At 66.4% G+C, this 20,775-nt stretch carries 21 protein-coding genes; 18 read left to right on the top strand and 3 right to left on the bottom strand.

Going from position 1 to position 20,775, the window contains the following annotated elements; all coding sequences use genetic code 11:
* Window positions 1–31: 31 nt before the first annotated feature.
* The 4 genes from AAHB16_RS04305 to AAHB16_RS04290 all read left to right on the top strand — a co-directional run bounded on the left by AAHB16_RS04305 (window position 32) and on the right by AAHB16_RS04290 (window position 3,807).
* Window positions 32–802 (top strand): short-chain dehydrogenase/reductase, encoded by a 771-nt coding sequence (locus AAHB16_RS04305; protein ID WP_150374541.1) that lies wholly within the window; start codon window positions 32–34, stop codon window positions 800–802.
* On the top strand, window positions 795–1,238 hold the full coding sequence (locus AAHB16_RS04300) for an acyl-CoA thioesterase (RefSeq protein ID WP_150374540.1): 444 nt from the start codon (window positions 795–797) through the stop codon (window positions 1,236–1,238). Before AAHB16_RS04305 ends, AAHB16_RS04300 begins: the two co-directional genes overlap by 8 nt.
* Window positions 1,239–1,381: 143 nt before the next feature.
* Window positions 1,382–1,975 (top strand): DUF4142 domain-containing protein, encoded by a 594-nt coding sequence (locus tag AAHB16_RS04295; protein WP_150374539.1) that lies wholly within the window; start codon window positions 1,382–1,384, stop codon window positions 1,973–1,975.
* A gap of 89 nt (window positions 1,976–2,064) precedes the next feature.
* Entirely contained in the window at window positions 2,065–3,807 is a 1,743-nt protein-coding gene (locus AAHB16_RS04290; protein WP_342050192.1) for an ATP-binding protein, read from the top strand.
* On the opposite strand, the gene AAHB16_RS04285 is transcribed toward AAHB16_RS04290, so the two are convergent.
* Both AAHB16_RS04285 and AAHB16_RS04280 read right to left on the bottom strand, forming a co-directional pair.
* On the bottom strand, window positions 3,792–5,084 hold the full coding sequence (locus tag AAHB16_RS04285) for a hypothetical protein (RefSeq protein WP_342050191.1): 1,293 nt from the start codon (window positions 5,082–5,084) through the stop codon (window positions 3,792–3,794). The two genes, AAHB16_RS04290 and AAHB16_RS04285, sit on opposite strands and share 16 nt — an antisense overlap.
* Window positions 5,085–5,275: 191 nt before the next feature.
* Window positions 5,276–5,500 (bottom strand): hypothetical protein, encoded by a 225-nt coding sequence (locus AAHB16_RS04280; protein WP_342050190.1) that lies wholly within the window; start codon window positions 5,498–5,500, stop codon window positions 5,276–5,278.
* 176 nt (window positions 5,501–5,676) lie between these two features.
* On the opposite strand from AAHB16_RS04280, the gene AAHB16_RS04275 reads away from it, so the two are divergent.
* The 12 genes from AAHB16_RS04275 to AAHB16_RS04220 all read left to right on the top strand — a co-directional run bounded on the left by AAHB16_RS04275 (window position 5,677) and on the right by AAHB16_RS04220 (window position 18,174).
* Complete coding sequence (locus tag AAHB16_RS04275; protein ID WP_191002359.1) at window positions 5,677–6,177, top strand: pyridoxamine 5'-phosphate oxidase family protein; 501 nt, start codon at window positions 5,677–5,679, stop codon at window positions 6,175–6,177.
* Window positions 6,178–6,218: 41 nt separating this feature from the next.
* Window positions 6,219–7,646 carry a non-oxidative hydroxyarylic acid decarboxylases subunit C gene (locus tag AAHB16_RS04270; RefSeq protein ID WP_150374535.1) on the top strand — a complete coding sequence of 476 codons (1,428 nt, stop codon included), beginning with the start codon at window positions 6,219–6,221 and terminating at the stop codon, window positions 7,644–7,646.
* Window positions 7,647–7,654: 8 nt separating this feature from the next.
* Entirely contained in the window at window positions 7,655–7,903 is a 249-nt protein-coding gene (locus AAHB16_RS04265; protein ID WP_150374534.1) for a non-oxidative hydroxyarylic acid decarboxylases subunit D, read from the top strand.
* A 15-nt stretch (window positions 7,904–7,918) separates the two neighbouring features.
* A complete protein-coding gene (locus AAHB16_RS04260) occupies window positions 7,919–9,679 on the top strand; it encodes an MOSC and FAD-binding oxidoreductase domain-containing protein (protein WP_342050189.1) in 1,761 nt (586 codons plus the stop codon).
* Between the two features lie 189 nt (window positions 9,680–9,868).
* The gene (locus AAHB16_RS04255; RefSeq protein ID WP_150374532.1) at window positions 9,869–10,756 is read left to right on the top strand and encodes a nitrilase family protein; all 888 of its coding nucleotides are present in this window, start codon (window positions 9,869–9,871) and stop codon (window positions 10,754–10,756) included.
* A 38-nt stretch (window positions 10,757–10,794) separates the two neighbouring features.
* Window positions 10,795–11,958: a substrate-binding protein gene (locus tag AAHB16_RS04250; protein WP_150374531.1), complete on the top strand. Its 1,164-nt coding sequence runs from the start codon at window positions 10,795–10,797 to the stop codon at window positions 11,956–11,958.
* Window positions 11,959–11,967: 9 nt separating this feature from the next.
* Window positions 11,968–12,801: a branched-chain amino acid ABC transporter permease gene (locus tag AAHB16_RS04245; RefSeq protein WP_150374530.1), complete on the top strand. Its 834-nt coding sequence runs from the start codon at window positions 11,968–11,970 to the stop codon at window positions 12,799–12,801.
* Window positions 12,794–14,638: a branched-chain amino acid ABC transporter ATP-binding protein/permease gene (locus AAHB16_RS04240; protein WP_342050188.1), complete on the top strand. Its 1,845-nt coding sequence runs from the start codon at window positions 12,794–12,796 to the stop codon at window positions 14,636–14,638. The genes AAHB16_RS04245 and AAHB16_RS04240 overlap by 8 nt, the downstream gene beginning before the upstream one ends.
* A complete protein-coding gene (locus AAHB16_RS04235; protein WP_342050187.1) occupies window positions 14,635–15,342 on the top strand; it encodes a branched-chain amino acid ABC transporter ATP-binding protein in 708 nt (235 codons plus the stop codon). Before AAHB16_RS04240 ends, AAHB16_RS04235 begins: the two co-directional genes overlap by 4 nt.
* Before the next feature lie 47 nt (window positions 15,343–15,389).
* Window positions 15,390–16,388, top strand: a complete 999-nt coding sequence (locus AAHB16_RS04230; RefSeq protein WP_150374527.1) for an asparaginase — start codon at window positions 15,390–15,392, stop codon at window positions 16,386–16,388.
* A 9-nt stretch (window positions 16,389–16,397) separates the two neighbouring features.
* A complete protein-coding gene (locus AAHB16_RS04225; protein ID WP_150374526.1) occupies window positions 16,398–17,540 on the top strand; it encodes a transporter substrate-binding domain-containing protein in 1,143 nt (380 codons plus the stop codon).
* A 4-nt stretch (window positions 17,541–17,544) separates the two neighbouring features.
* Window positions 17,545–18,174: an ANTAR domain-containing response regulator gene (locus AAHB16_RS04220; protein ID WP_191002358.1), complete on the top strand. Its 630-nt coding sequence runs from the start codon at window positions 17,545–17,547 to the stop codon at window positions 18,172–18,174.
* Between the two features lie 4 nt (window positions 18,175–18,178).
* On the opposite strand, the gene AAHB16_RS04215 is transcribed toward AAHB16_RS04220, so the two are convergent.
* On the bottom strand, window positions 18,179–19,081 hold the full coding sequence (locus AAHB16_RS04215) for a LysR family transcriptional regulator (RefSeq protein ID WP_342050186.1): 903 nt from the start codon (window positions 19,079–19,081) through the stop codon (window positions 18,179–18,181).
* Between the two features lie 162 nt (window positions 19,082–19,243).
* Here AAHB16_RS04215 and AAHB16_RS04210 point away from each other — a divergent pair, with 162 nt between their 5' ends.
* Window positions 19,244–19,990, top strand: coding sequence for an SDR family NAD(P)-dependent oxidoreductase (locus AAHB16_RS04210; protein ID WP_342050185.1), 747 nt, complete (start codon window positions 19,244–19,246; stop codon window positions 19,988–19,990).
* A gap of 19 nt (window positions 19,991–20,009) precedes the next feature.
* On the top strand, window positions 20,010–20,756 hold the full coding sequence (locus AAHB16_RS04205) for an SDR family NAD(P)-dependent oxidoreductase (protein ID WP_342050184.1): 747 nt from the start codon (window positions 20,010–20,012) through the stop codon (window positions 20,754–20,756).
* Window positions 20,757–20,775: the final 19 nt, after the last annotated feature.

Genomic DNA, 20,775 nt, shown 5'->3' with positions numbered 1-20,775 from the left:
GGCTCACAACACGGCATGAGGAGACGTCGCGATGGATCTGCAACTGCAAGGAAAGTCCGTTCTGATCACCGGTGGCAGCCGTGGTATCGGCTTTGCCTGCGCGGCGCTGTTCGCCGCGGAGGGCGCCGATGTCACGATTGCCGGCACGTCGGCGGAATCCACGGCGCGCGCCCAGCGTGAACTCTCGGACAAGCATGGGGCGAAGGTCGATACCTTCGTCGGCGACCTGTCGTCCCCCGATGTCCGCCATTCGCTCGATGCGCGCTTCGGCACGCTCGACGTGCTGGTCAACAATGCGGGCGCGATTCCCGGCGGCGGGCTGACCGCGATGAGCGATGCGCAGTGGCGCGAGGCGTGGGAGCTGAAGGTCTTCGGTTATATCGAGACGACGCGCATGGCGCTGCCGAAGATGATGGACCGCGGATCGGGCGTGATCGTCAACGTGATCGGCATCGCGGCCGAAATGCCGCGCTACGACTATCTGTGTGGGGCCACGGGCAATGCCGCGCTGACCACGTTTACGAAGGCCGTGGGCGCGCGTTCGACGACGCGCGGGGTGCGCGTGGTGGGCGTGCATCCGGGCCCGACCGAAACGGACCGCCTGCTGACCCTCTACAAGGCGCGCGCGAAAGAGAAGTTCGGCGACGAGTCGCGCTGGCAGGAGATGCTCGAGCATCTGCCGTTCGGACGGGCGGCCAGGGCGTCGGAGATGGCCGACCTCGTGGTGTACCTGGCGTCTGCACGGGCTTCGTACCTGAGCGGCGTGGTCGTCGATGCCGCGGGAGGCGCGCAGTATGCGTGAGGGGCGCGGCGACGACCGGCGTGCCGACTATCCGCATCTGGCCCGCGTGCAGACGCGCTGGATGGATAACGACGTATACGGTCACGTGAACAACGTGACCTACTACAGCTACTTCGACACGGCGGTCAATCAATACCTGATCGAACAGGGCGTGCTGGACATCCATGCCGGGCGCGTAGTCGGCCTGGTCGTCGATACGGGCTGCTCGTACTTCCGGTCGATCGCGTTTCCGGATCGGCTGGAGATCGGCGTGCGCGTGGCAAAGCTCGGGAATGCGAGCGTGCGCTACGAGGTGGCCGTGTTCAGGGAGGGTGACGAAGCGGTCTGCGCGGCGGGCCACTTCGTGCATGTGTACGTCGATCGGGACTCGGGCCGGTCCGTGCCGATTCCCGACGATGTGCGGCAGGTGCTCGCCCGGCTGGGCACCGGCGTGTAGATCGCATCGGGGCCCGTGCAATATTTACTGGCCCCAGGGCCGCCTTGTCGCGTCGATGCGCCGGTAAATGGCGCGCGCCGGTGCGGGAACAGCCTTTGCATAGGACTGGATATCGAAGTCCTATCGACCGAAGGAGACCCCTCATGGCAACGCTCCACACCGTCAGGGCGGCTGTCGCCGCCAGTGCCCTCCTGTTCGCCGCGGCCGCAGGCGCGCAGGGCACCAATACCACCGCGCCGAAGACCGCGTCCCCCAACGCCATGCCGACCGCTGGCGCGACGCAGGGGAGCGAACTCGCGCGTGGCGACCGCACGTTCCTCGAAAATGCCGCGCAGGGCGGCCATGCCGAGATAGAGGGCAGCAAGCTTGCGAATCAGAAGTCCGCCAACGCGGACGTCAAGGCGTTTGCGTCCCGCATGATTCAGGACCACACGAAGGTGGGCGACGAGCTGACCTCGCTGGCCAGGTCGAAGGGCTACACCCCGCCGACCGAACCGTCGCTCGTGCAAAAGGGCGAGCTGAAGGCGCTCGGCGTGCTCGACGGGAGCAAGTTCGACAAGATGTACAGCAGCCGGATTGGCGTGGCGGCGCACGAAAACACGGTCAAGATGTTCCGCGAAGCCTCGCAGAACGCGAAGGACGCCGACGTGAAGGCGTTCGCCACCAAGCAACTGCCGGCCCTGGAACAGCATCTCCAGATGGCGCGCGATCTCGACAAGAAGGTCGGCAACGGTTGACGGAGACCCCCTCCATGTCGGAGGTTGGCCTACAGGCTGCGAGGCGTGGAGTGGGTATAGTGCAACGATCCATGCACTGACGCCAAACCATGACCGTAACCGCAGCCTGGCCGTCATCCCATAATCCGTCCCCGGGCTGGGACGGAGAGATGGCCCGGCGCATTGCCGCGTACGACTGGCAGGACACCGGACTGGGCCGAAGGGATGGCTGGTCCGGCAGTCTCAATGCCAATATCCAGATGTTGCTGGCATGTCCGGTTCCGCTCGTCATGCTCTGGGGGCAGGCCGGCACGATGATCTACAACGACGCCTATGCGGTGTTCGCCGGCGGGCGACATCCGTCCCTGCTCGGCAAGCCGGTCGAGGAAGGATGGCCCGAGATCGCGGCGTTCAACCGGCATGTGGTGGACACCGTGCTCGCAGGGGCCGTACTGTCGTATCGCGACAAGTCGCTCGTCCTCCATCGCAGTGGCAGGCCCGAGGACGTCTGGATGGACCTCCACTACAGCCCCGTCGTCGATGATGCGGGCGTGCCCGCCGGCGTCATCGCCATCGTGTTCGAAACCACTGCCCGGATGCTTGCCGAGAAGGCGCACGGCGAGGCCGAGCAGGCGCTGTCTCTGCTCAACCAGACCCTGGAGGCGCGCGTCGGGCACGAAGTCAAGGCGCGGGCGGCCGCGGAAGACCGCCTGCGGCAGGTGCAGAAGCTCGAGGCCGTGGGCGGGTTGACCGGTGGCGTGGCGCACGATTTCAACAACGTGCTGCAGGTGATTTCGTCGAATCTGCAATTGCTGCGGCTTGCGGTTGGCGACGATGAGCGCCTGCAGGCGAGGATCCTGGCGGCCAATGCGGCGGTGGCGCGCGGGGCCAGGCTCGCGCAGCAACTGCTCGCGTTCGCGCGGCGGCAGCCACTGAGTCCTTCCGTCGTCAGTCCGCCGCGGATGGCGGAAACGCTTTCCGAGCTGCTCCGCCGCGCGGTGCCGGAGCGCTTTCGACTGGTCGTCGAGATCCCCGGCGATGCCTGGAATCTTTATGCGGATCCGATCCAGCTCGAGGGCGCGCTGCTGAACCTCGTCAACAACGCGCGCGATGCGCAGGGGGATGGGGGCACGATTCGCATCGAGGTGGGCAACGTCGTCAGGCCGGATGATGCGCCGCCGGAGGGCGGTCCCGATCTTCCGGCTGGCGAGTATGTGCGGGTGGCGGTGATCGACGAAGGGACCGGGATGTCGGAAGAGATCCGGGCTCGCGCATTCGAGCCGTTCTTTTCGACCAAGCCCGAGGGGCATGGAACCGGGCTCGGCCTGAGCATGGTGTTCGGGTTTGTGAAGCAGAGCCAGGGGCATATCGACCTGCATACCGTGCCCGGGCAGGGCACGACGGTGTCGCTCTATTTTCCGCGGACACACAAGGACCTGTCGCCGGACGACGAGGGCACAGCCGTATGCGATGCCGCGGGCGAACTCACGGTGCTGGTCGTCGAGGACAACGCGGATGTCAGGCTTTCGGCCATCGACATGCTGTCCCAGCTCGGGCATCGCGTGCTCTCCGCCAAGGATGGCGATGCGGCGCTGGCCTTGTTGCAGCAGGCCGATGGGGTCGATCTGCTGTTTACCGACGTGGTGATGCCGGGAACGGTGCGCAGCAGCGAACTGGCCCGGATTGCGGCCGGGCCGCCCCATGATGCGCGCGTCATCTTCACGTCGGGCTATACACGCGACGAGATCTTCCATGACGGGCGGCTCGACGAAGGCGTCGTGCTGCTGAGCAAGCCGTATTCCATCGAGGACCTTGCGCGGACGATCAGCAAGGTCTTTCAGACGCGGGGCTGAGCGCCGGCCGCGCGAAACTGCTCGATCAGTTGCTGGAATCGTGGGCGGAGCGCGTCCGGATGCTGCCGGATGCCGTAGCGGGTGCCCGCGTGCATGGCCCATTGCGGCCAGCCCAGCCGGTCCATCAGCGCGGCGGAGTCGGATGCTCCCGGCTGCAGCGCTTCGCCGAGAAACGATTCGGCGCTCTGGCCCCGCGCGCACAGCGCCTCGATGTCCTCGCGCACCCATGCGGCGAATCGCGGAGCCATGTCGCCCATATCGAAGGTCATGTCGCGGACGCGCAGTTCGTGCGGATATTCGCCCGCGATCTGCAGGACCTTGCCATCGACTTCGTGAACCCAGTGCGGGGTGTCGGCGATGGCGATGCGGAAGTCGAACCCCGCGCCTCCGGCCTGGTACCGATGGAGGGCCAGCCAGTGCCAGAGCAGGCCGATGAGGTTGTGGAACCGGTCCGCGGTCTCGATGGCGTCGCGGACGGCCGACGCCGGGGGCGGCGTGACGATCCGCACCATGCGGCGGTCGCCGCTTTGCAGGGCGCCGACGAGCGATGTGGTCTGCGTCGAGGCCATATAGGCAGCCCAGTCACCGGTGCCGAGCCAGGCCTCGTCGATATCGAACGACCGGTAGATCGCGTGGATGGGGGCGCCATGTCTGCCGGGTGCGGGCGGTTGGCAATAGGCCGCGTAGATCCGCGTGCGCCCGTCGCGCGCACCGAGCGCGTTCTGCATGCTCGTGACCTGCTTGCCGAGCTCGTCGGTCACCCATCGCAGGTCCTCGCGCTGCTTGTCCAGCGAGGCATAGTGCTCGGCCGCGACGTAGATGGCCACGACGGCCATCACGAAGATCGCGGGCTCGGGCAGCGGGGAATGCAGGGTATGCGCGCCGAAATAGGCGGCGGTCGGGATCACGAACACGATGGCGATGCCCCACCAGGAGCCAAAGATCCTGAAGAGAAAGCCTTCGCTGTCGTTTGCCTTCTCGGCCGACCCCTCGTCAGGCTCGCCGCCGTCGCCAGCCTCCCGCGCATGCTCGCGCCGCTCGCGCTCGTGCACGACATGGTGATGCAGATTGCTGCAAAAGAACGCCAGCAAGGTCAGCACGACCACGACGATCGCATGAAACCACGGCTCCCGCTGCTCGTCGTCGAGCCACTCGTGCGGCCACGTATCGAACAGGAACGTGGCCACCAGCACCATGGACACGGCCCAGAGTGTCACGGCACCGATAACGAGCCGGGTATGCGTTTGCGAATCTGCTACGGGAGTCTGTTGTTCCATGCATCTGCCCTGAGTTGGCGCCACCTGTGGCCATCGATCATCCGGACGCCCCGCGCGAGCGAGAGGGCATCCACCATGTTCCATGTTAGGCGCCAGAAGGCGATGTGGCCGTTGCTATCCCATGACTTCGATCAACGCGATGGCCAGAGTCAGCACAGTGCGACAGTACATCCGCGCCCTCGGCGGCGAACTCAAGCTCGTCGCGCCGTTTCCCGATGGCGACATTCCAGTGCAGAACTTCGAGCCCGCTGGCGGCTGAGATCCTGGTCCCGGACTTCGTCGGGATGGGCGAGGGCTTCGTTTTCCCGGCGGCCGAGGGCGTCCGTCAGGCGGTATTGGAGCAGGAACAGGACGATCAGCCAGACGACGGCGATGCCGGCCAGCAGGAGTCGGTACCAGAGGACGGTGGCGCCCATGGCGGTCTCGATAGTGGTTTGCTTCGAGCTTATGCGGGCGGCGGGTGTCAATCTTTCGTAAAGACGAGGCGCTGATGCCGATCACCGGCAGCATCGACGATGCGCGCAATTTTGCGTGCGCGGGAAGCTGGCGCAGTACATATACTGGTCGACGCCAATGGCCGATCGGAGGCGTCGTGAACAGAACAGATCACTCCTACACGCCCCCGCGGGCGGAAGCGTCGAGCGCGCTGCCTGCGGACCTTGTCGCGTATCTGGATGGGCGCGACCTGCCGTCGAAGATGCAGGCCCTGCGCATCTCGACCGTCGATGAAGAAGGCTGGCCCCACGCCGCGCTGCTCAGCGCCGGCGATATGGTGGCGACGCCGGCGGGCGCGCTGCGGTTCGCCGTCTTCGCCGCCTCCACCACCGCCGCCAATCTCCATCGCGACCCCCGCGTCACGGTCACGTATTCGCGCGAGGGTGGCATGTGCGAAGTCCGGCTGACGAGCCGGCGGCTCGGCGATATGCCCGCAATGACCGGGCTTGCGCTGTTCGAGGCCGATCCGGTGTCCGTGCGGTTTCATCGCGCACCGTATGCGAGCGTGAGCAGCGGCATCACCTTTTTCCTGTACGAACAAGAACCGGTCGTGGCGCGCTGGACGCGGCAGATCGAGGCCCTGCGCGCGGCATTCTGAGCCGTTTTCCAGGCGTTGACGATGTGACCGGGAGTGTCCGCATGCAAGCCTATCCCGATTTTCGCGCGTTTCTCACCGTGCTCGAACAGCAGGGGCAACTGCTCCGGATGAAAGATCCGGTGCAATTCGAACCCGACCTGGCCGCGGCCGCCTGCGCGCTGGCCCAGATCGGCGACGAGGTGCCGGCCATCCTGTTCGACAATATCGCCGGCAGTCCCGGCGCGCAGGTCGTGCTGAACACGCACGGCTCGTGGCCCAATCATGCGCTGGCGCTCGGCATGGACAAGACGGCCTCGCTGAAGGCGCAGTTCTTCGAGTTCGTGCGCCGCTTCGAGCTGTTTCCGGGGGAGATGCAGCGTGTCGATAGCGCGCCGTGGCAGGAGGTGAGCGTCGCGCACGATATCAACCTGTTCGACCTGCTGCCACTGTTCCGGCTCAATCGCGGCGACGGCGGGTTCTATATCGACAAGGCCTGCATCGTGTCGCGCGACCCCGACGACTGGGACAACGACGACGTGGAGAACGTGGGCGTCTACCGGCTCATGGTGAAGGGCCCCAACCGCATCGGCATCCAGCCCGTGCCGCAGCACGATATCGCGATCCATCTCTCGCATGCCGAGGCGCGTGGCGAGGATCTGCCGATCGCCATCTGCATCGGCAACGAGCCCATCATCCTGTTGATGGGCGCCACGCCGCTGCGCTACGACCAGCTCGAGTACAAGATGGCCGCGGTGATGCAGGGCGAGCCGTACAAGGTCGTGCGGACGGAGAAGGGGCTCGATGTACCGTGGGGCTCGGAGTACGTGCTCGAAGGCCGGATCGTGGCGCGGCAGCGCGAGATCGAAGGTCCGTTCGGCGAGTTTCCCGGCTACTACTCGGGCGGGCATCTTTACCCCGTTATCGAGATCGACCGGGTATCGCATCGCAAGGATCCGATCTTCGAATCCGTGTATGTGGGCCGCCCCTGGACCGAGATCGATTTTCTGCAGGCGATGACGACCAGCGCGCCGATCTTTATCCAGCTCAACCGCATGTTCCCCGAGGTGGTAGCCGTCAACGCGCTGTACACGCACGGTCTGGTCGTGATCGTCTCCACGCGCGTGCGGTACGGCGGCTTTGCCAAGTCGGTCGGCATGGGCGTGTTGACGACCCCGCATGGCCTCGGCTACGCCAAGATCGTGATCGTGGTCGATGAGGACATCGATCCGTTCAATCTGAACCAGGTCATGTGGGCGATGTCCGTCCGCACGAATCCGGCGGGGGATGTGGTGATCATCCCGAACCTCGCGGAGAACCTGCTCGACCCGGCCGGCGAGCCCAATGGCATGGCGCACAAGATGATCATCGATGCGACCACGCCGAAGGCGCCCGACCGGCGCGGCGACTATGGCGAGGTCCTCGATACGCCCCAGCAGACCGACGCCTGGCGCGAGAAGCTGCTGCCCCTGATCCACGCGCTGCGCAAGTGAGGATGGTCATGCAAGACGATGACTCGGCAGTCTGCCCGCGCTGCGGCGCGTCCACGATCGAGACCCATGCCAAGTCGGCGGTGGCGGACGTCTGGACGATATTCGGGTGCAACACGTGCCGGTATACATGGCGCTCGACGGAGCCCGCGGAGAATACCGACCGCGACCGCTATCCGGCCGTGTTCAGGCTGTCCGCGCAGGACATTCCGCATATGCCGGTGGTGCCTGCCATTCCGCCCCTGCGGCACAAGGATTGATCTTCGGAGTCCACCATGGCCATGCTGTTATCCGTGAATGTCGGCAAGACCCGCGAGGTCGCATGGCAGGGCCGGACCGTTCGTACGTCGATCTGGAAATCGCCGGTCGCCGGACGCTTGATGGTGCGACGGCTGAATATCGATGGCGATGCGCAGACGGATCTGCAGGGCCACGGCGGGGAGCAGCGCGCGGTCATGGTCTACCAGATGTCGTCGTACCGGTTCTGGAACGCGTTTCTGGGGCGTGACCGGTACGAGTACGGGCAGTTTGGCGAGAACCTCACGGTGGACGGGCTCGAAGACGCCGAGGTCTGCATCGGCGATCGCTATCGCATCGGCACGGCCGAGTTCGAGGTCTCGCAGCCGCGCGTGACCTGCTATCGGCTCGGGATCCGCATGGCGCATCCCGAATTGCCCGCGCTCGTAGTCACGCATGGACGGCCCGGTTTCTATATGCGCGTGATCCAGGAGGGCGAGATCGGCGCGGGCGACGAGATCGTGCTCCTGTCGAAGGGGCCCGGGCAGATGTCCGTGACGGAGGTCGATCAGTTGCTCTATACGGAGCGGCATCCCGAGGACGCGCTGCGCAAGGTGCTGCGGATCGGCGCGCTGAGCCCCGGCTGGCGGCAATCGTTCGAGTCCATGCTGGCCGCGCAGGGCACGGGTGCCGGCGGCAATGCGGGGCTCGATCCGAGCGAGCCCGCGCTGGCGTGGGCGGGGTTTCGCGACATGCGCATCGCGCGCGTGGTACCCGAATGCGAGGGCGTGAAGTCGTTCTGGCTCAAGGCTGCGGATGGCGCGACGCTGCCGCGTTCGCTGGCCGGGCAGCATATCGCGGTCAAGATCGGGGCGGGCGCGGTTGGCATGGAAGGCGGCGCCGACGAGATTCGCATGTATTCGCTGTCGGGCGACCCGTCGCTCGGCGTGTTCCGCATCAGCGTCAAGCTGGAGGACCACGGCGTGGTCAGCCGCTATCTGCATGCCCATGCGGAAGCGGGCACGACGATCGAGGCGAGCGCCCCGCGCGGGACGTTCCGGCTGACCCCCGGCGACGCGCCCGTCGTGCTCGTCAGCGCAGGCATCGGCGTGACGCCCATGCTCGCGATGCTGTACGCGCTCGCGGAAGAGAAGGACGCTCCGCGCGACGTCTGGTGGTTCCACGGCGCGCGCGATGGCCGGCACCATGCCTTTCGCGACGAGTTGCAGGCGCTGGCCGCCCGCAGCCCCCGCACGACGATGCACGTCGCCTATAGCCGGCCGAGCGATGCGGACCGGGCCGCGCGCGCGTTCGATCTGGAAGGCCATCTGTCGGTCGCGCATATGCAGGCCGACGGCGTGCCGGCGACCGCCGATTTCTACCTGTGCGGCCCGCAGCCGTTCCTGCGCGAGATGCGCGCGCAGCTGACCGCGTGGGGCGTGGCCGGCAGCCAGATCCACGAAGAGGTCTTCGGCGTCGAGCTCGGCACCGGGTCCGGCACTCCCGCCATCGCGCCGCATCTGCCCGACGGGCCCGCCGGGGACGGCCCGGTCGTCGCCTTCGTCCGCAGCGGCCTCCGGGTCAACTGGAGCGACCGCTACAAGGGCCTGCTGGACCTTGCCGAAGCCTGCGCGGTACCGGTCAGATGGTCGTGCCGGACGGGCGTGTGCCATAACTGCCGGGCCAACCTGCTCGACGGCAAGGTCCGGTATTCCCCGCAGCCGCTCTCGCCACCGCCCGATGGCACCGTGCTGCTGTGCTGCGCGACACCCGAGGGCGATGTGCAGATCGAGCTCTAGGGCAATGCGGTGCGAGCTAGGGTATCTACCTAGTTGACGGTCGATTTCCCGAGCGCCGAGAATGCGACGGTCGATCGGGCAAGGCCCCTTCGGCAACCCTCAGCAACATTGCTGACCACATACCGGCTATGAAAGCCCCTGACATGCGCGTCGTGCGCAGTCAGGGGCTTTTTGCTTTTTGGAGCGTGCATGTCCGAGCAGAACGAATCGTCCCCATTTCCGTGCATCACCGTCGCCAGCATCCAGATGGCGCCGCACGTGGGGAGCAAGGAAGAGAACGTGGCGCGGTCCCTGGCGTTGATCGGGGAAGCGGCCGCCCATGGGGCCACGCTCGTGGTGCTGCCCGAACTTGCCAACTCGGGCTACGTCTTCAGCAGCCGCGCGGAAGCGTTCGCGCTGGCCGAACCGGTGCCGGACGGCCCCACCACGCAGGCGTGGATCGACGCCGCGCGCCGGCACGGCATCCATATCGCCGCCGGCATTGCCGAACGCGAGGGCGGCCGGCTCTACAACTCGGCGGTGCTGGTCAGCCCGGAGGGGCATCTCGGCACCTATCGCAAGCTCCATCTCTGGGGCGAGGAAAACCTGTTCTTCGAGCCCGGCGACAAGGGCCTGCCCGTGTTCCATACCGAGTTCGGACGGCTCGGCATCGTGGTGTGCTACGACGGCTGGTTTCCGGAGACGTTCCGGCTGCTGGCGATGCAGGGCGCCGATATCGTGGCCATGCCCACGAACTGGGTGCCGATGCCCAACCAGCCCGCGGACCGTCCCGCGATGGCCAATACGCTGGCCATGGCCGGCGCGCACAGCAACGGGCTCACCATCGTCTGCGCGAACCGGGTGGGCGTCGAGCGCGGCCAGCCGTTTATCGGGCAGAGCCTGATCGTGGGCGCCGATGGGTGGCCCATGGCGGGCCCGGCCTCGCGCGATCGCGAAGAAATCCTTTATGCGCGCGTGGACCTGAACGTCGCGCGCCGCGCGCGGCAGATCAGCGCCTTCAATCATGTCCTGCGCGACCGGCGCCGGGACCTTTACGACGCCATGCTAGGTACGGGCGCGCCGTTGCCGCCTTACTGACCCGACCTTCCGTTCCCCCCATCGACACAGGAGCTCTTATGAAAGCCTTTCCGTTTACCGTTCGCGCTGGCATCGTCGCCGCTGCCGCACTGGTGGCCTCCCACGTTTACGCGGCCGATCCCATCCGGATCGGGGTCGCCGTCGGCCTGTCGGGCGCCAATAGCGTGGTGGCGCCCGCCGTCGTGCAGTCGTCGCAACTGGCGGTCGAGGAGATCAACGCCGCCGGCGGCATTCTGGGCCGCAAGATCGAACTGGAGATCGTGGACGACGCCTCGGGCGCCGTCGGCGCGCAGAAAGCGTTCGACACGCTGGTGTTCCAGAAGAAGGTCAATGCGGTCATCGCCATGGAGACAAGCGCGGCCCGCAATGCGGCACTCCCGGTGATCAGCAAGGGCAAGGTGCCCTATATCTATACGTCCTTCTACGAGGGGCGATCGTGCAACAACTGGATGTACGTGAACGGCTGGGTGCCCGAGCAGCAGGTCGCGCCGGTGGTGGACTACTTCAGCAAGAACAAGAACGCCAAGACGTTCTTCCTGGTCGGCAATGACTATGCGTTCGGCCGCGGCATGCTCGATTTCACGAAGAAATACATCGAGCGCCAGGGTGGCAAGGTGATCGGCGAGGAGTACCTTCCGATCGACGGCAGCGACTGGACGACCGTCGTCTCCAAGATCCGCGCGGCCAAGCCCGACGCGCTGATCAGCGCCACGGCGGGAGGCGCGCCGAACGTGTCGCTGGCCAAGCAGATCAAGGGCGCGGGCCTGACGCTGCCGTATGGCAACCTGGCGATCGACGAGGGCACGGCGAAGACGATGGGCGATGTGGCGGACGGCCTGTATATGTCGGCGTCGTACCTGACGAGCATCGATACGCCGGAGAACAAGAAGTTCATGGCCGCGATGCAGAAGAAGTTCGGCGCGGACCTGAAGACGCCGAACGAGTTGTCCGAACCGCAGTACGAGGCGTTCTATCTGTACAAGGCCGCGGCGGAGAAGGCGGGTTCGATCGATCCGGCCAAGGTCACGAAGGCGCTCGGCGAGGTGTCGTATACGGGGCCGCGCGGCACGGTGCAGATGAACAAGAGCCGGCATACGCCGCTCTCGATGCGGCTGGGCCAGGTGCAGGCGAACGGTACGATCAAGATCCTCGAGACCTTTGCGAACGTGGATCCGGGCGCGCAATGCCCGAACATCAAGTAAGGAGGCACCATGGTGCTATTGCTGGATCTGCTGACCACGGCGAGCATGCTGTTCGTCGTGACGGCAGGCCTCATGATGATCTTCGGGGTCATGAAGATCGTGAACTTCGCGCATGGGGCGCTGCTGACGCTGGGCGGCTACGCCAGCTACGTGGTGACGCGCCTCCATATCGACCCGTGGCTCGGCTGGCCGCTCGCGATGGTCGCGGGGGTGCTGGTGGGCATGCTCGTGGAATGGCTGATCGTCCGGCCCCTCTACAAGCGCCCGCTGGATGCCATCCTCGCGACGTGGGGGCTCAGCATCGTCATCGGGCAGCTCATCGTGATGGCATTCGGCCGCGAGGTCCAGTTCGCGGATGCGCCGCTCGCGGGGACGTGGTCGGTCTTCGGCGTCGAGTACTCCGCGTACCGGCTCGTGCTGGTGCCCGTGGCCGTGGTGCTGTGCCTGTTGCTGACGGCGCTGCTGACGGGCACGCGGTTCGGCGTCAACACGCGCGCCGTGATCATGAACGAGGATCTGGCCAGCAGCCTGGGCATCCACTCGGGACGCGTGCGCTTTGTCACGTTCTGTCTGGGTGCGGGGTTGGGGACGCTGGCCGGGGCCATGATCACGCCGCTCTCGAGCGTCGATCCGAACATGGGCCTGCCGTGGCTGATCAGCGCGTTCATGCTGGTGATGGTGTCCGGCCATTCCATGGCGAGCCTGCTGCTGACCTGCGTGGTCTTCGGCGCCGCGCAGGTGCTGGTCAGCACCTATGCCAACCCCGTGCTCGGCGGGCTGACCATCGCGGTGCTGGCCGCGGTGACGTTGCGGATTCGTCCGAAGGGGTTCTCTCATGGCTGACCGAGATATGACGTTGCCCGGTTCGGGGCGGGAAGCGGGCGCGGCGCGGTCGCGGCCCTCGGCGTCGCGGCTGGCGGGCCTGGGCGCGATAGCATTGATCGTGCTCGCGGCGGGCCCGTGGCTCTTCGATACGTACCTGCAGAACATCCTGATCAAGGCGTTCTTCTTTGCGATCGTCGTGATCACGGTGGATATCCTCTGGGGCTACACCGGTTACCTGACGTTCGGGCAGTCCGCGTTCTTCGGCATCGGAGCGTATGTCTCGGGGCTCGTGTTCACGCACGGCGGTTTCAGCATGGGCATGGTATTGCTCGGTGTGGGATTGACCATCGCCGTGAGCGCGGCCGTGGCGGCGCTGGTGGGCTGGCTCTCGTTCTACCGCGGCGCCTCGCCATTCTTTGCGACCGTGATCTCGCTGGTGCTGCCGATCGTCCTCACGCAGTTGCTGCTGTCGGGCGGCGACTGGACCGGATCGAGTTCCGGACTCACGGGTTACGAGACCTTCGATTTCTCGATCGAGACCTGGTACTGGATCGCGGGCGGCGCGCTGCTGCTGGCGGGCCTGCTGGGCTGGATGCTCGTGCGCAGCGATGCGGGGCGCATTCTGGCTGCCATTCGCGACAACGAGTCCCGCTGCACCTATCTGGGCATCGATACGTCGCTGGTGAAGATCGTGCTGCTCGTCGCCATGGGTGCCGTCGCCGGCATCGCCGGGTTTGGGTACGGATCGTTCAGCGGGGTCGTGGCGCCCGAACTCGCGGGGTTTGCGCTCGGCACCGAGTTCATCATCTGGGCGGCGCTCGGCGGGCGCGGCACGCTCTGGGGCCCGTTGACGGGCGCGGTGCTGATCAACGTCGCCACCGCCTATCTCAGCGGGAGCATGCCGTTTGCGTGGCAGCTGATTCTGGGCGCCGCATTCGTGGTGGTCATCGTGCTGATGCCGCAGGGGCTGATGCCGCTGTTGCTGAAGCCGTTCGGGCTGGGCAGGCCGACGGCGAGCCTGCCCGTGCTCGAGGAGCGAACCGCCGGGGTGGCGAGCGAGGCGACCGAGGCAGCCGAGGTGGCCGAGGTGGGCGCCGGCCCCGCGATCCGCATGACGGGCGTGGAGAAGCATTTTGGGGCGCTCAAGGTGCTGCAGGGTATCGACTTCGAAGCGCGGCCGGGCGAGCTCGTCGGGTTGATCGGCCCCAACGGCGCGGGCAAGACCACGCTCATGCGCTGCATGAGCGATGGCGCCGCGCGCAGCGGCGGCACGGTCGAGCTGTGCGGGCACGATATCCGGCAGTTCCCGCCTGAAACCTGCGTCCACTTCGGGCTTGGCCGCAAGTTTCAGAACGCCAATATCTTCGAGTCGCTGACGGTGGCCGAATGCCTGCGCATCGCGGGCACGCGGCTGGAGCGGCCGTCGCTCACGGGGCAGGATCGTTCGCTGCGGTTGCCCGCCTATGCACTGCATGTGGTCCGCGTGACGGGGCTCGACCAGAAGCTGGGCAGTGTGGCGCGCGATCTGTCGCATGGCGAGCAGCAGGCGCTCGAGCTGGCGATGGTCCTCGCGCTGGCACCGCGCGTGGTGCTGCTGGACGAGCCGACGGCCGGCCTCACGAAGACGGAGCGCACGCATATCGGCGAGGTGCTGTCGTCGCTGGCCCATCGTTACGGGCTGTGCTGCCTGCTGGTCGAGCACGATCTCGACTTCGTCGAGCAGATCGCGACACGCATCGTCGTGTTGCATCAGGGCACCATCGCGATGGAGGGGAGCTTTCAGGAGGTGGTCAATTCCCCGCTGGTCAGGACCATCTATTCGGGTAGCGCCGCCGTGCAGAAGGAGACGACATGAGTGCCGCCGCATTGAAGCTGGAAGGCGTCACGAGCGGATACCGCAGCGCGGTGATCCTCCGCGATCTGTCGCTGCACGGGAACCCCGGGGAAGCGGTGGCCCTGCTGGGCAAGAACGGCATGGGAAAGAGCACGCTGCTCAAGTCGATCATGGGCTTTCTGCCCAAGAAGGCCGGCGCCGTCTACCTGCACGGCGAAGACATCACGCGCATGCCGCCGCATCGCATCGCGCGGCAGGGCATTGCCTACGCGGCGCAGGAGCATGCGCTGTTCGCCGACCTGAGCATCCGCGACAACCTGCGGCTGGGGCTGCCGAGGGAGTCGCTGTTCCAGGAGCGGTTTGAGGCAATCGAGCCGCTGTTTCCGGTGTTCAAGACCCGGCTGCCGCAGCCGGCGGGCACGCTCTCGGGCGGCGAACAGAAGATGCTGCTGCTGGCCCGCGCGCTGATGATGCGGCCCTCGGTCATCGTGCTGGACGAGATTACCGAAGGGCTGCAGCCATCGGTGATCGACCGGCTGGCCAATGCGCTGATCCAGGAGCGCGCGCAACGTGGGACGACGCTGCTGATCGTCGAGCAGAACGTGCCGTTTGCGCTCAGGGTCGCGGACCGGTACGTGATTCTCAAGCAGGGGGAAGTGGTCGATCAGGGCGAAGCGCGGGCGGCCGGTGCCGTCGATGCGGTATTTGCACATCTGCGCGTCTGACCGTCAGAATAGCGGCGGACCTCCACTCTTTCTTACCGGTATTCGTCATGACCCCAGCTTCCGCAAGCCTGCCGCTGTGCCAACTGATCTCCACCGGCGGCACTATCGCCATGAAGATCGATCCCGTCCGGAACGCGCCGGTGCCGGCGCTGTCGGGCGACGATCTGGTGGCGATCGTGCCCGGCATCTCGGAGATCGTGCGGCTCGAGGTGAACAACCTCTCGAACGTGCCGTCCGACTATATGGATGCGGAACGCTGGGTGTCGCTGCAACGCGCCGTCGAGGCCGCCCTCGCGCGGCCGGAAGTGGCCGGCGTGATCGTATCGCATGGCACCGATACGCTCGAGGAGACGGCCTGGTTCCTCGACCTGACGATTCGCGGCGACAAGCCGCTGGTGCTGATCGGCGCCCAGCGCAATGCGTCCTCGCCCGATTTCGACGGGCCGCGCAACCTGCTCAACGCGGCGCGGATCTGCGCGGCGCCGAATACGCGGGGGCTGGGCGCGGTCATTGCGATGAACAATCAGATCAATGCCGCGCGGGAGGTCACCAAGACGCATACGGCCGACGTCGAGACGTTCAAGTCCGGGGATTTCGGCCTGCTTGGCGTGATCGACCCGGACCGCATCGTGATCTCGCGGGCAACGACGCGGCGGCAGACGCTGGCGATCGGCTCCCTGCCGCTGCCGCGCGTCGAGATCCTGCCGATGTTCGGCGGGGCCACGGGCGATCTGATTCGTGCCGCCGTGGGGCTCGGTGCGAAGGGGCTCGTCATTCAGGCGCTCGGCTTCGGCAATGTGAACGAACCCATGTACGAAGCGATTCGCGAGGCGATTGCCGGCGGCGTGCCCGTGGTGATCTCCACGCGCGTGCCCAACGGGCGCGTGCAGCCGTCCTATGGGTTCGTGGGCGGCGGGCAGACGCTGAAGGCCGCGGGCGCCGTGTTCGCGGACAACCTCAGCCCGCAGAAGGCGCGGATCCTGCTGATGCTCGCCCTGCAGGAAACCCGCGACGCGGCGGCATTGCAGGCGATCTTTGACCGATAGGAAGGCACCATGGCTGATGACACCGCGCAGGACGATGGCTGGCGCGTTGGCGTATTGTTCTCGCGCTCCGGGGCGACGGGCGTCACGGAGTCCGAGCACTTCTACGGCACCGCGCTGGCCATCGAGGAGATCAACGGGATCGGCGGCGTCCTCGATCGTCCGCTGATTCCCGTGGCCTACGACCCGAAGGGCGACGCCACCGAGTACCGCAAGCTCGCCACGCGGCTGCTCGTCGAGGACGAGGTCACCGTGATCTTCGGCTGCTCGCGGTCGTCGAGCCGCAAGGCCGTGCTGCCCGTGATCGAGCGCAACAACGCGCTGCTCTGGTACTGCTCGTTCTACGAAGGCTTCGAATACTCGCCGAACGTCATCTACACCGGTGCCGTGCCGAATCAGAACAGCGTCCAGCTTGCCGCGTACCTGATGCAGAACAAGGCCACGCGGTTCTTTCTGGTCGGTGCCGACTATATCTATCCGCGCGAGTCCAACCGGATCATGCGCGATATGGTGGAGCAGCAGGGCGGCGAGGTGCTGGACGAGGTTTACCTGCCGATCGAGGCGGAACAGGGCGACCTCGACGAGGTGCTCGCGGATATCAAGGCGTTGCAGCCGGACGTCGTGTTCTCCACGCTCGTCGGCGAGTCCGCGCGGCAGTTCTATCAGCGTTATCGCGATTTTGGGCTCGATCCGAAGCGTATTCCGATTGCGAGCCTCTCGATGGCCGAAGAGGAGATCCGGCTGATCGGGCCCGAACTCTGCGCGGGGCATATCACGTCCGCGACGTACTTCGGGTCGCTGCCGAACGCGAGCAACCAGCGCTTTATCGACCTGTGGCGCCGGCGGTTCGGAGACCGGCCGACGAGCACGTGGTCGGAGATGGCCTATACGCAGGTGCATCTGTTCGCGCGCGCGTTGCAGCGCTGCGGCAGCATGGACCGGCGCAAGCTCGTGGAGGCCGCGCATGCGGTGGAGTTCGACTCGCCGGAAGGGCGCGTCGTGCTCGATGCGGACAACAACCACTGCTGCCTCACGCCGCGCATCGGCGTGTGCCGCAGCGACGGGCAGTTCGATATCGTCTGGGAGGCAAAGGAACCGATCCGGCCCGACCCCTATCTGTCTACGTTCGGGTTCTCCGAATTCTGGTTGAGGTGAACCCATGAGTACGAGTCTTCGTCGCCTCTATGAGGATCTGCGCAGCATCTGCGTGACGATCGTGTACCCGCCGGGCGAAGATCGCGACATCATCGTCCAGCAGATCCAGAGGATCGGCTGTCGGCTGAAGATCGTCTGGCCGCACCCGGCCGACCCGCCCACGGGTTCGGATGTGATCTTCTTCCAGGTCTCGCAGGACCTCGAAGGCAACCCGGAATGGAATGCGGGCGCGGTGGACGCGGCGCTGGTCGCGTTGTCCGACTACGAGAGTCCCACGACGCTGAAGCTGCTGCTGGACACGCGCGCGCACGGCGTCATCACGAAACCGTTCCGCTCCGCCGGCATTCTGAGCACGCTGGTGCTGGCGCGCTCGTCCCAGAGCTTCTATCACCGCTTGCAGGGCAAGATCGACAAGCTCGAATCCACGATCCGCTCGCGCCGTCAGATCGAGAAGGCCATCCGCATCCTCGGCGACCACCAGCAGATGGCGGAGACGCAGGCCTATGAATATATGCGCGAACGCGCGACGCAGTTGCGTATCACCGTGGCCGAAGTGGCGATGATGGTGCTCGACGCGCACGAGTCGATGGAGAAGCTCGGGCTGGGAAAGCCCGCGGCGGGCAAGCGGCGCTGACCGGTTAGCGGACGGCGGGGCCGTCGATGCTCGACCGCAGTGCCTCAATGCGCGACAGAAACAGCTGAAGCGTCGGCGCCGTATTGTCGGGGCGATAGCCGACGGCGAGATCGATTGTCGGCGCCTGGCCCGCGAGCGGGCGGCTGACCACGGACCACGGCATCAGGTTCTCGACATATGCGGGGATCAGCGTCATGCCGCGCGTCGAGGCGATCAGCGACATCACCATGGCCGGGTTGTCGACGCTTTGCGCAATGTCCACCTCGATGCCCGCACTCGCGAGATAGCCATCGACGACCTGCCGCAGCACCCGGGCCTTCTCGCCCATGGCGATAAACGGCGCATGACGCAAGTCCTCGGCGCTGACCGTGTCGCGCGAGGTCAGAGGGTGATCGCTGGGCATCAGGACCACGAGGGGCTCCTGCGCCACCACGCGGTACTCGAGGCCGTATCCGGGCTCGGCGCGCATAAAGGCGACATCGAGCTTGCCGTGCGCCACTGCCGCGGCCAGTTCCGTCGAGTAGTCGCTCGAGACGCTGACCTCGATATTCGGCAACTCCGCGCGCAGCAGGCGCATGGCGTCCGTCAGCCAGGTGATCTCCTGGCCGGTGAGAAACCCCAGCGCGAAGCGCGGCTTCAACGGCTGCGCCGCGCGGCGGGCGGCTTCCACGCCGGCGTCTACCTGCGCCATGGCCAGGCGCGCATGGTCGAGGAAGGCGCGGCCCGCGTCCGTCAACGCCACGCCGTGCGCACCGCGCGTCAGAAGCGCCACGCCCACGCGTTCCTCGAGGTCGCGGATCTGCCGGCTCAGCGACGGCTGGGAGGTGTGAAGCCGGTTCGCGGCGGCGTCCGTGAGGCTGCCGGCTTCCGCCACGGCGATGAAGTACCGGAGGTGTCTGAGTTCCATGCCCGTTCTCCGCCCATCTCATGCCTGCGAGGCATGCCCACAGGCTTACAAAGTCTTTTTCAACGGCTTCCAGGGCCCCTAGATTACGTCCTGTACCCACCGCGTCCGCCAAGCCTCAGATCGAGACCCATGCGTGACAGCGATACCTTACAGGAGTTTTCCATGTCTAGTCCCGTCGTTCTGATCACTGGCGCGCTGACCGGCATCGGCCGCGCCACCGCCATCGCTTTTGCGCGCACCGGCGCAAGGCTCGTCGTCTCCGGCCGCCGCGCCACGGAAGGGACGGCCCTCGAGGCCGAACTGCGCGGCCTCGGTGCCGAGGCCATCTTCGTACAGGCCGATGTGCGCCGCGACCGCGAGGTCGGCGAGCTCGTGGAGCGCACGGTGTCCCGCTTCGGCAGGCTCGACGTTGCCGTCAACAATGCGGGGACGGAGGGCCAGCCGGGTCCGATCACGGAGCAGACGCCCGAGAGCTACGCGGCGACGTTCGACACCAACGTGCTGGGCACGCTGTTGAGCCTCAAGCACGAGCTTCGCGTCATGACGGCCCAACGCGCCGGCGTGGTCATCAATATCTCATCGACCTACGGCCACGAGGGCGCTGCGTATGCCACGGTCTATGCGGGCAGCAAGCATGCGGTGGAGGGCATCACGAAGTCCGCGGCGCTCGAGGTGGCCGGGCTCGGCGTTCGTGTCAATGCGGTCGCACCCGGGCCGACGCAGACCGGCATGCTCGATCGCTTTACGGGCACGCCGGAGCGGAAGGCGGCACTGGCGAGCGGCGTACCGCTCGCGCGGCTCGGCAATCCCGAAGACATCGCCGCGGCCGTCGTCTATCTCGCGTCGGCCGGCGCGACGTTCGTGACGGGCCAGATTCTTACCGTCGATGGCGGAAAGACCGCGGGCTGATATCAGGGAGTCAACGATCATGACCCTACTCACCGGCAAGACCGCGCTCGTAACGGGCGCATCGCGGGGCATCGGGCGTGCAAGTGCGCTGGCACTGGCACGCGCGGGCGCACAGGTACTCGTCCATTACGGGAGCAGCGCGAGCGACGCGGACGCCGTTGTCGCGGAGATCCACGCGCTCGGCGGCAAGGCGGAGAAAATCGCCGCCGATCTGCGCACGGCCGATGGCCCGCACGCGCTCGCAAGGCAGGCGCGCGCCATTATCGGCGGGCGGCTCGATATCCTCGTGGCCAACGCCGGGATCGCGCGGGCGGCAAACATCGAGGACACCACGGTCGAGGAATTCGATGATCTGTTCGCGGTGAACGTGCGTGCGCCGTTCTTTCTCGTCCAGCAGCTGCTGCCGGTCATGTGCAAGGGCAGCAGTGTGATTCTGCTGTCTTCGCTCGCCGCGCGCGCGGCCGTTGGAACGCTGTCGGCATACTCGGCCACCAAGGGCGCCATCGACACGCTGGTGAAGCACTTCGCGTCGGCGCTGGGCGAGCGCGGCATCCGCGTCAATGCGGTAGCCCCGGGTGTCGTGCCCACCGAGATGTCCAGCTTTGCGAAGAGCGAGGAGGGCAGGGCCTACACGCTCGGCATGCAGGCGCTCAAGCGCCTGGCGGAGCCCGACGATATCGCCGCCGCGATCGAATTCCTGGCATCCGACCGCGCGCGATGGGTCACGGGCGAAACGCTGCACGTGGATGGCGGCTCGAAACTCTGATACGCGTCGGGGCCGGCCA

The sequence above is a fragment of the Cupriavidus sp. OTU4054 genome, assembly GCF_038440175.1.
GTDB classification, from domain to species: domain Bacteria; phylum Pseudomonadota; class Gammaproteobacteria; order Burkholderiales; family Burkholderiaceae; genus Cupriavidus; species Cupriavidus pauculus_D.
The sequence above is the reverse complement of the archived record's forward strand: the minus strand, read 5'-3'. Positions and strand labels throughout refer to the sequence as shown.

Coding starts and splice junctions, on each gene's coding strand:
- AAHB16_RS04305 (WP_150374541.1), top strand. CDS start 32: ATGGATCTGCAACTGCAAGGAAAGTCCGTTCTGATCACCGGTGGCAGC.
- AAHB16_RS04300 (WP_150374540.1), top strand. CDS start 795: ATGCGTGAGGGGCGCGGCGACGACCGGCGTGCCGACTATCCGCATCTG.
- AAHB16_RS04295 (WP_150374539.1), top strand. CDS start 1,382: ATGGCAACGCTCCACACCGTCAGGGCGGCTGTCGCCGCCAGTGCCCTC.
- AAHB16_RS04290 (WP_342050192.1), top strand. CDS start 2,065: ATGACCGTAACCGCAGCCTGGCCGTCATCCCATAATCCGTCCCCGGGC.
- AAHB16_RS04285 (WP_342050191.1), bottom strand. CDS start 5,084: ATGGAACAACAGACTCCCGTAGCAGATTCGCAAACGCATACCCGGCTC.
- AAHB16_RS04280 (WP_342050190.1), bottom strand. CDS start 5,500: ATGGGCGCCACCGTCCTCTGGTACCGACTCCTGCTGGCCGGCATCGCC.
- AAHB16_RS04270 (WP_150374535.1), top strand. CDS start 6,219: ATGCAAGCCTATCCCGATTTTCGCGCGTTTCTCACCGTGCTCGAACAG.
- AAHB16_RS04265 (WP_150374534.1), top strand. CDS start 7,655: ATGCAAGACGATGACTCGGCAGTCTGCCCGCGCTGCGGCGCGTCCACG.
- AAHB16_RS04260 (WP_342050189.1), top strand. CDS start 7,919: ATGGCCATGCTGTTATCCGTGAATGTCGGCAAGACCCGCGAGGTCGCA.
- AAHB16_RS04255 (WP_150374532.1), top strand. CDS start 9,869: ATGTCCGAGCAGAACGAATCGTCCCCATTTCCGTGCATCACCGTCGCC.
- AAHB16_RS04250 (WP_150374531.1), top strand. CDS start 10,795: ATGAAAGCCTTTCCGTTTACCGTTCGCGCTGGCATCGTCGCCGCTGCC.
- AAHB16_RS04245 (WP_150374530.1), top strand. CDS start 11,968: ATGGTGCTATTGCTGGATCTGCTGACCACGGCGAGCATGCTGTTCGTC.
- AAHB16_RS04240 (WP_342050188.1), top strand. CDS start 12,794: ATGGCTGACCGAGATATGACGTTGCCCGGTTCGGGGCGGGAAGCGGGC.
- AAHB16_RS04235 (WP_342050187.1), top strand. CDS start 14,635: ATGAGTGCCGCCGCATTGAAGCTGGAAGGCGTCACGAGCGGATACCGC.
- AAHB16_RS04230 (WP_150374527.1), top strand. CDS start 15,390: ATGACCCCAGCTTCCGCAAGCCTGCCGCTGTGCCAACTGATCTCCACC.
- AAHB16_RS04225 (WP_150374526.1), top strand. CDS start 16,398: ATGGCTGATGACACCGCGCAGGACGATGGCTGGCGCGTTGGCGTATTG.
- AAHB16_RS04220 (WP_191002358.1), top strand. CDS start 17,545: ATGAGTACGAGTCTTCGTCGCCTCTATGAGGATCTGCGCAGCATCTGC.
- AAHB16_RS04215 (WP_342050186.1), bottom strand. CDS start 19,081: ATGGAACTCAGACACCTCCGGTACTTCATCGCCGTGGCGGAAGCCGGC.
- AAHB16_RS04210 (WP_342050185.1), top strand. CDS start 19,244: ATGTCTAGTCCCGTCGTTCTGATCACTGGCGCGCTGACCGGCATCGGC.
- AAHB16_RS04205 (WP_342050184.1), top strand. CDS start 20,010: ATGACCCTACTCACCGGCAAGACCGCGCTCGTAACGGGCGCATCGCGG.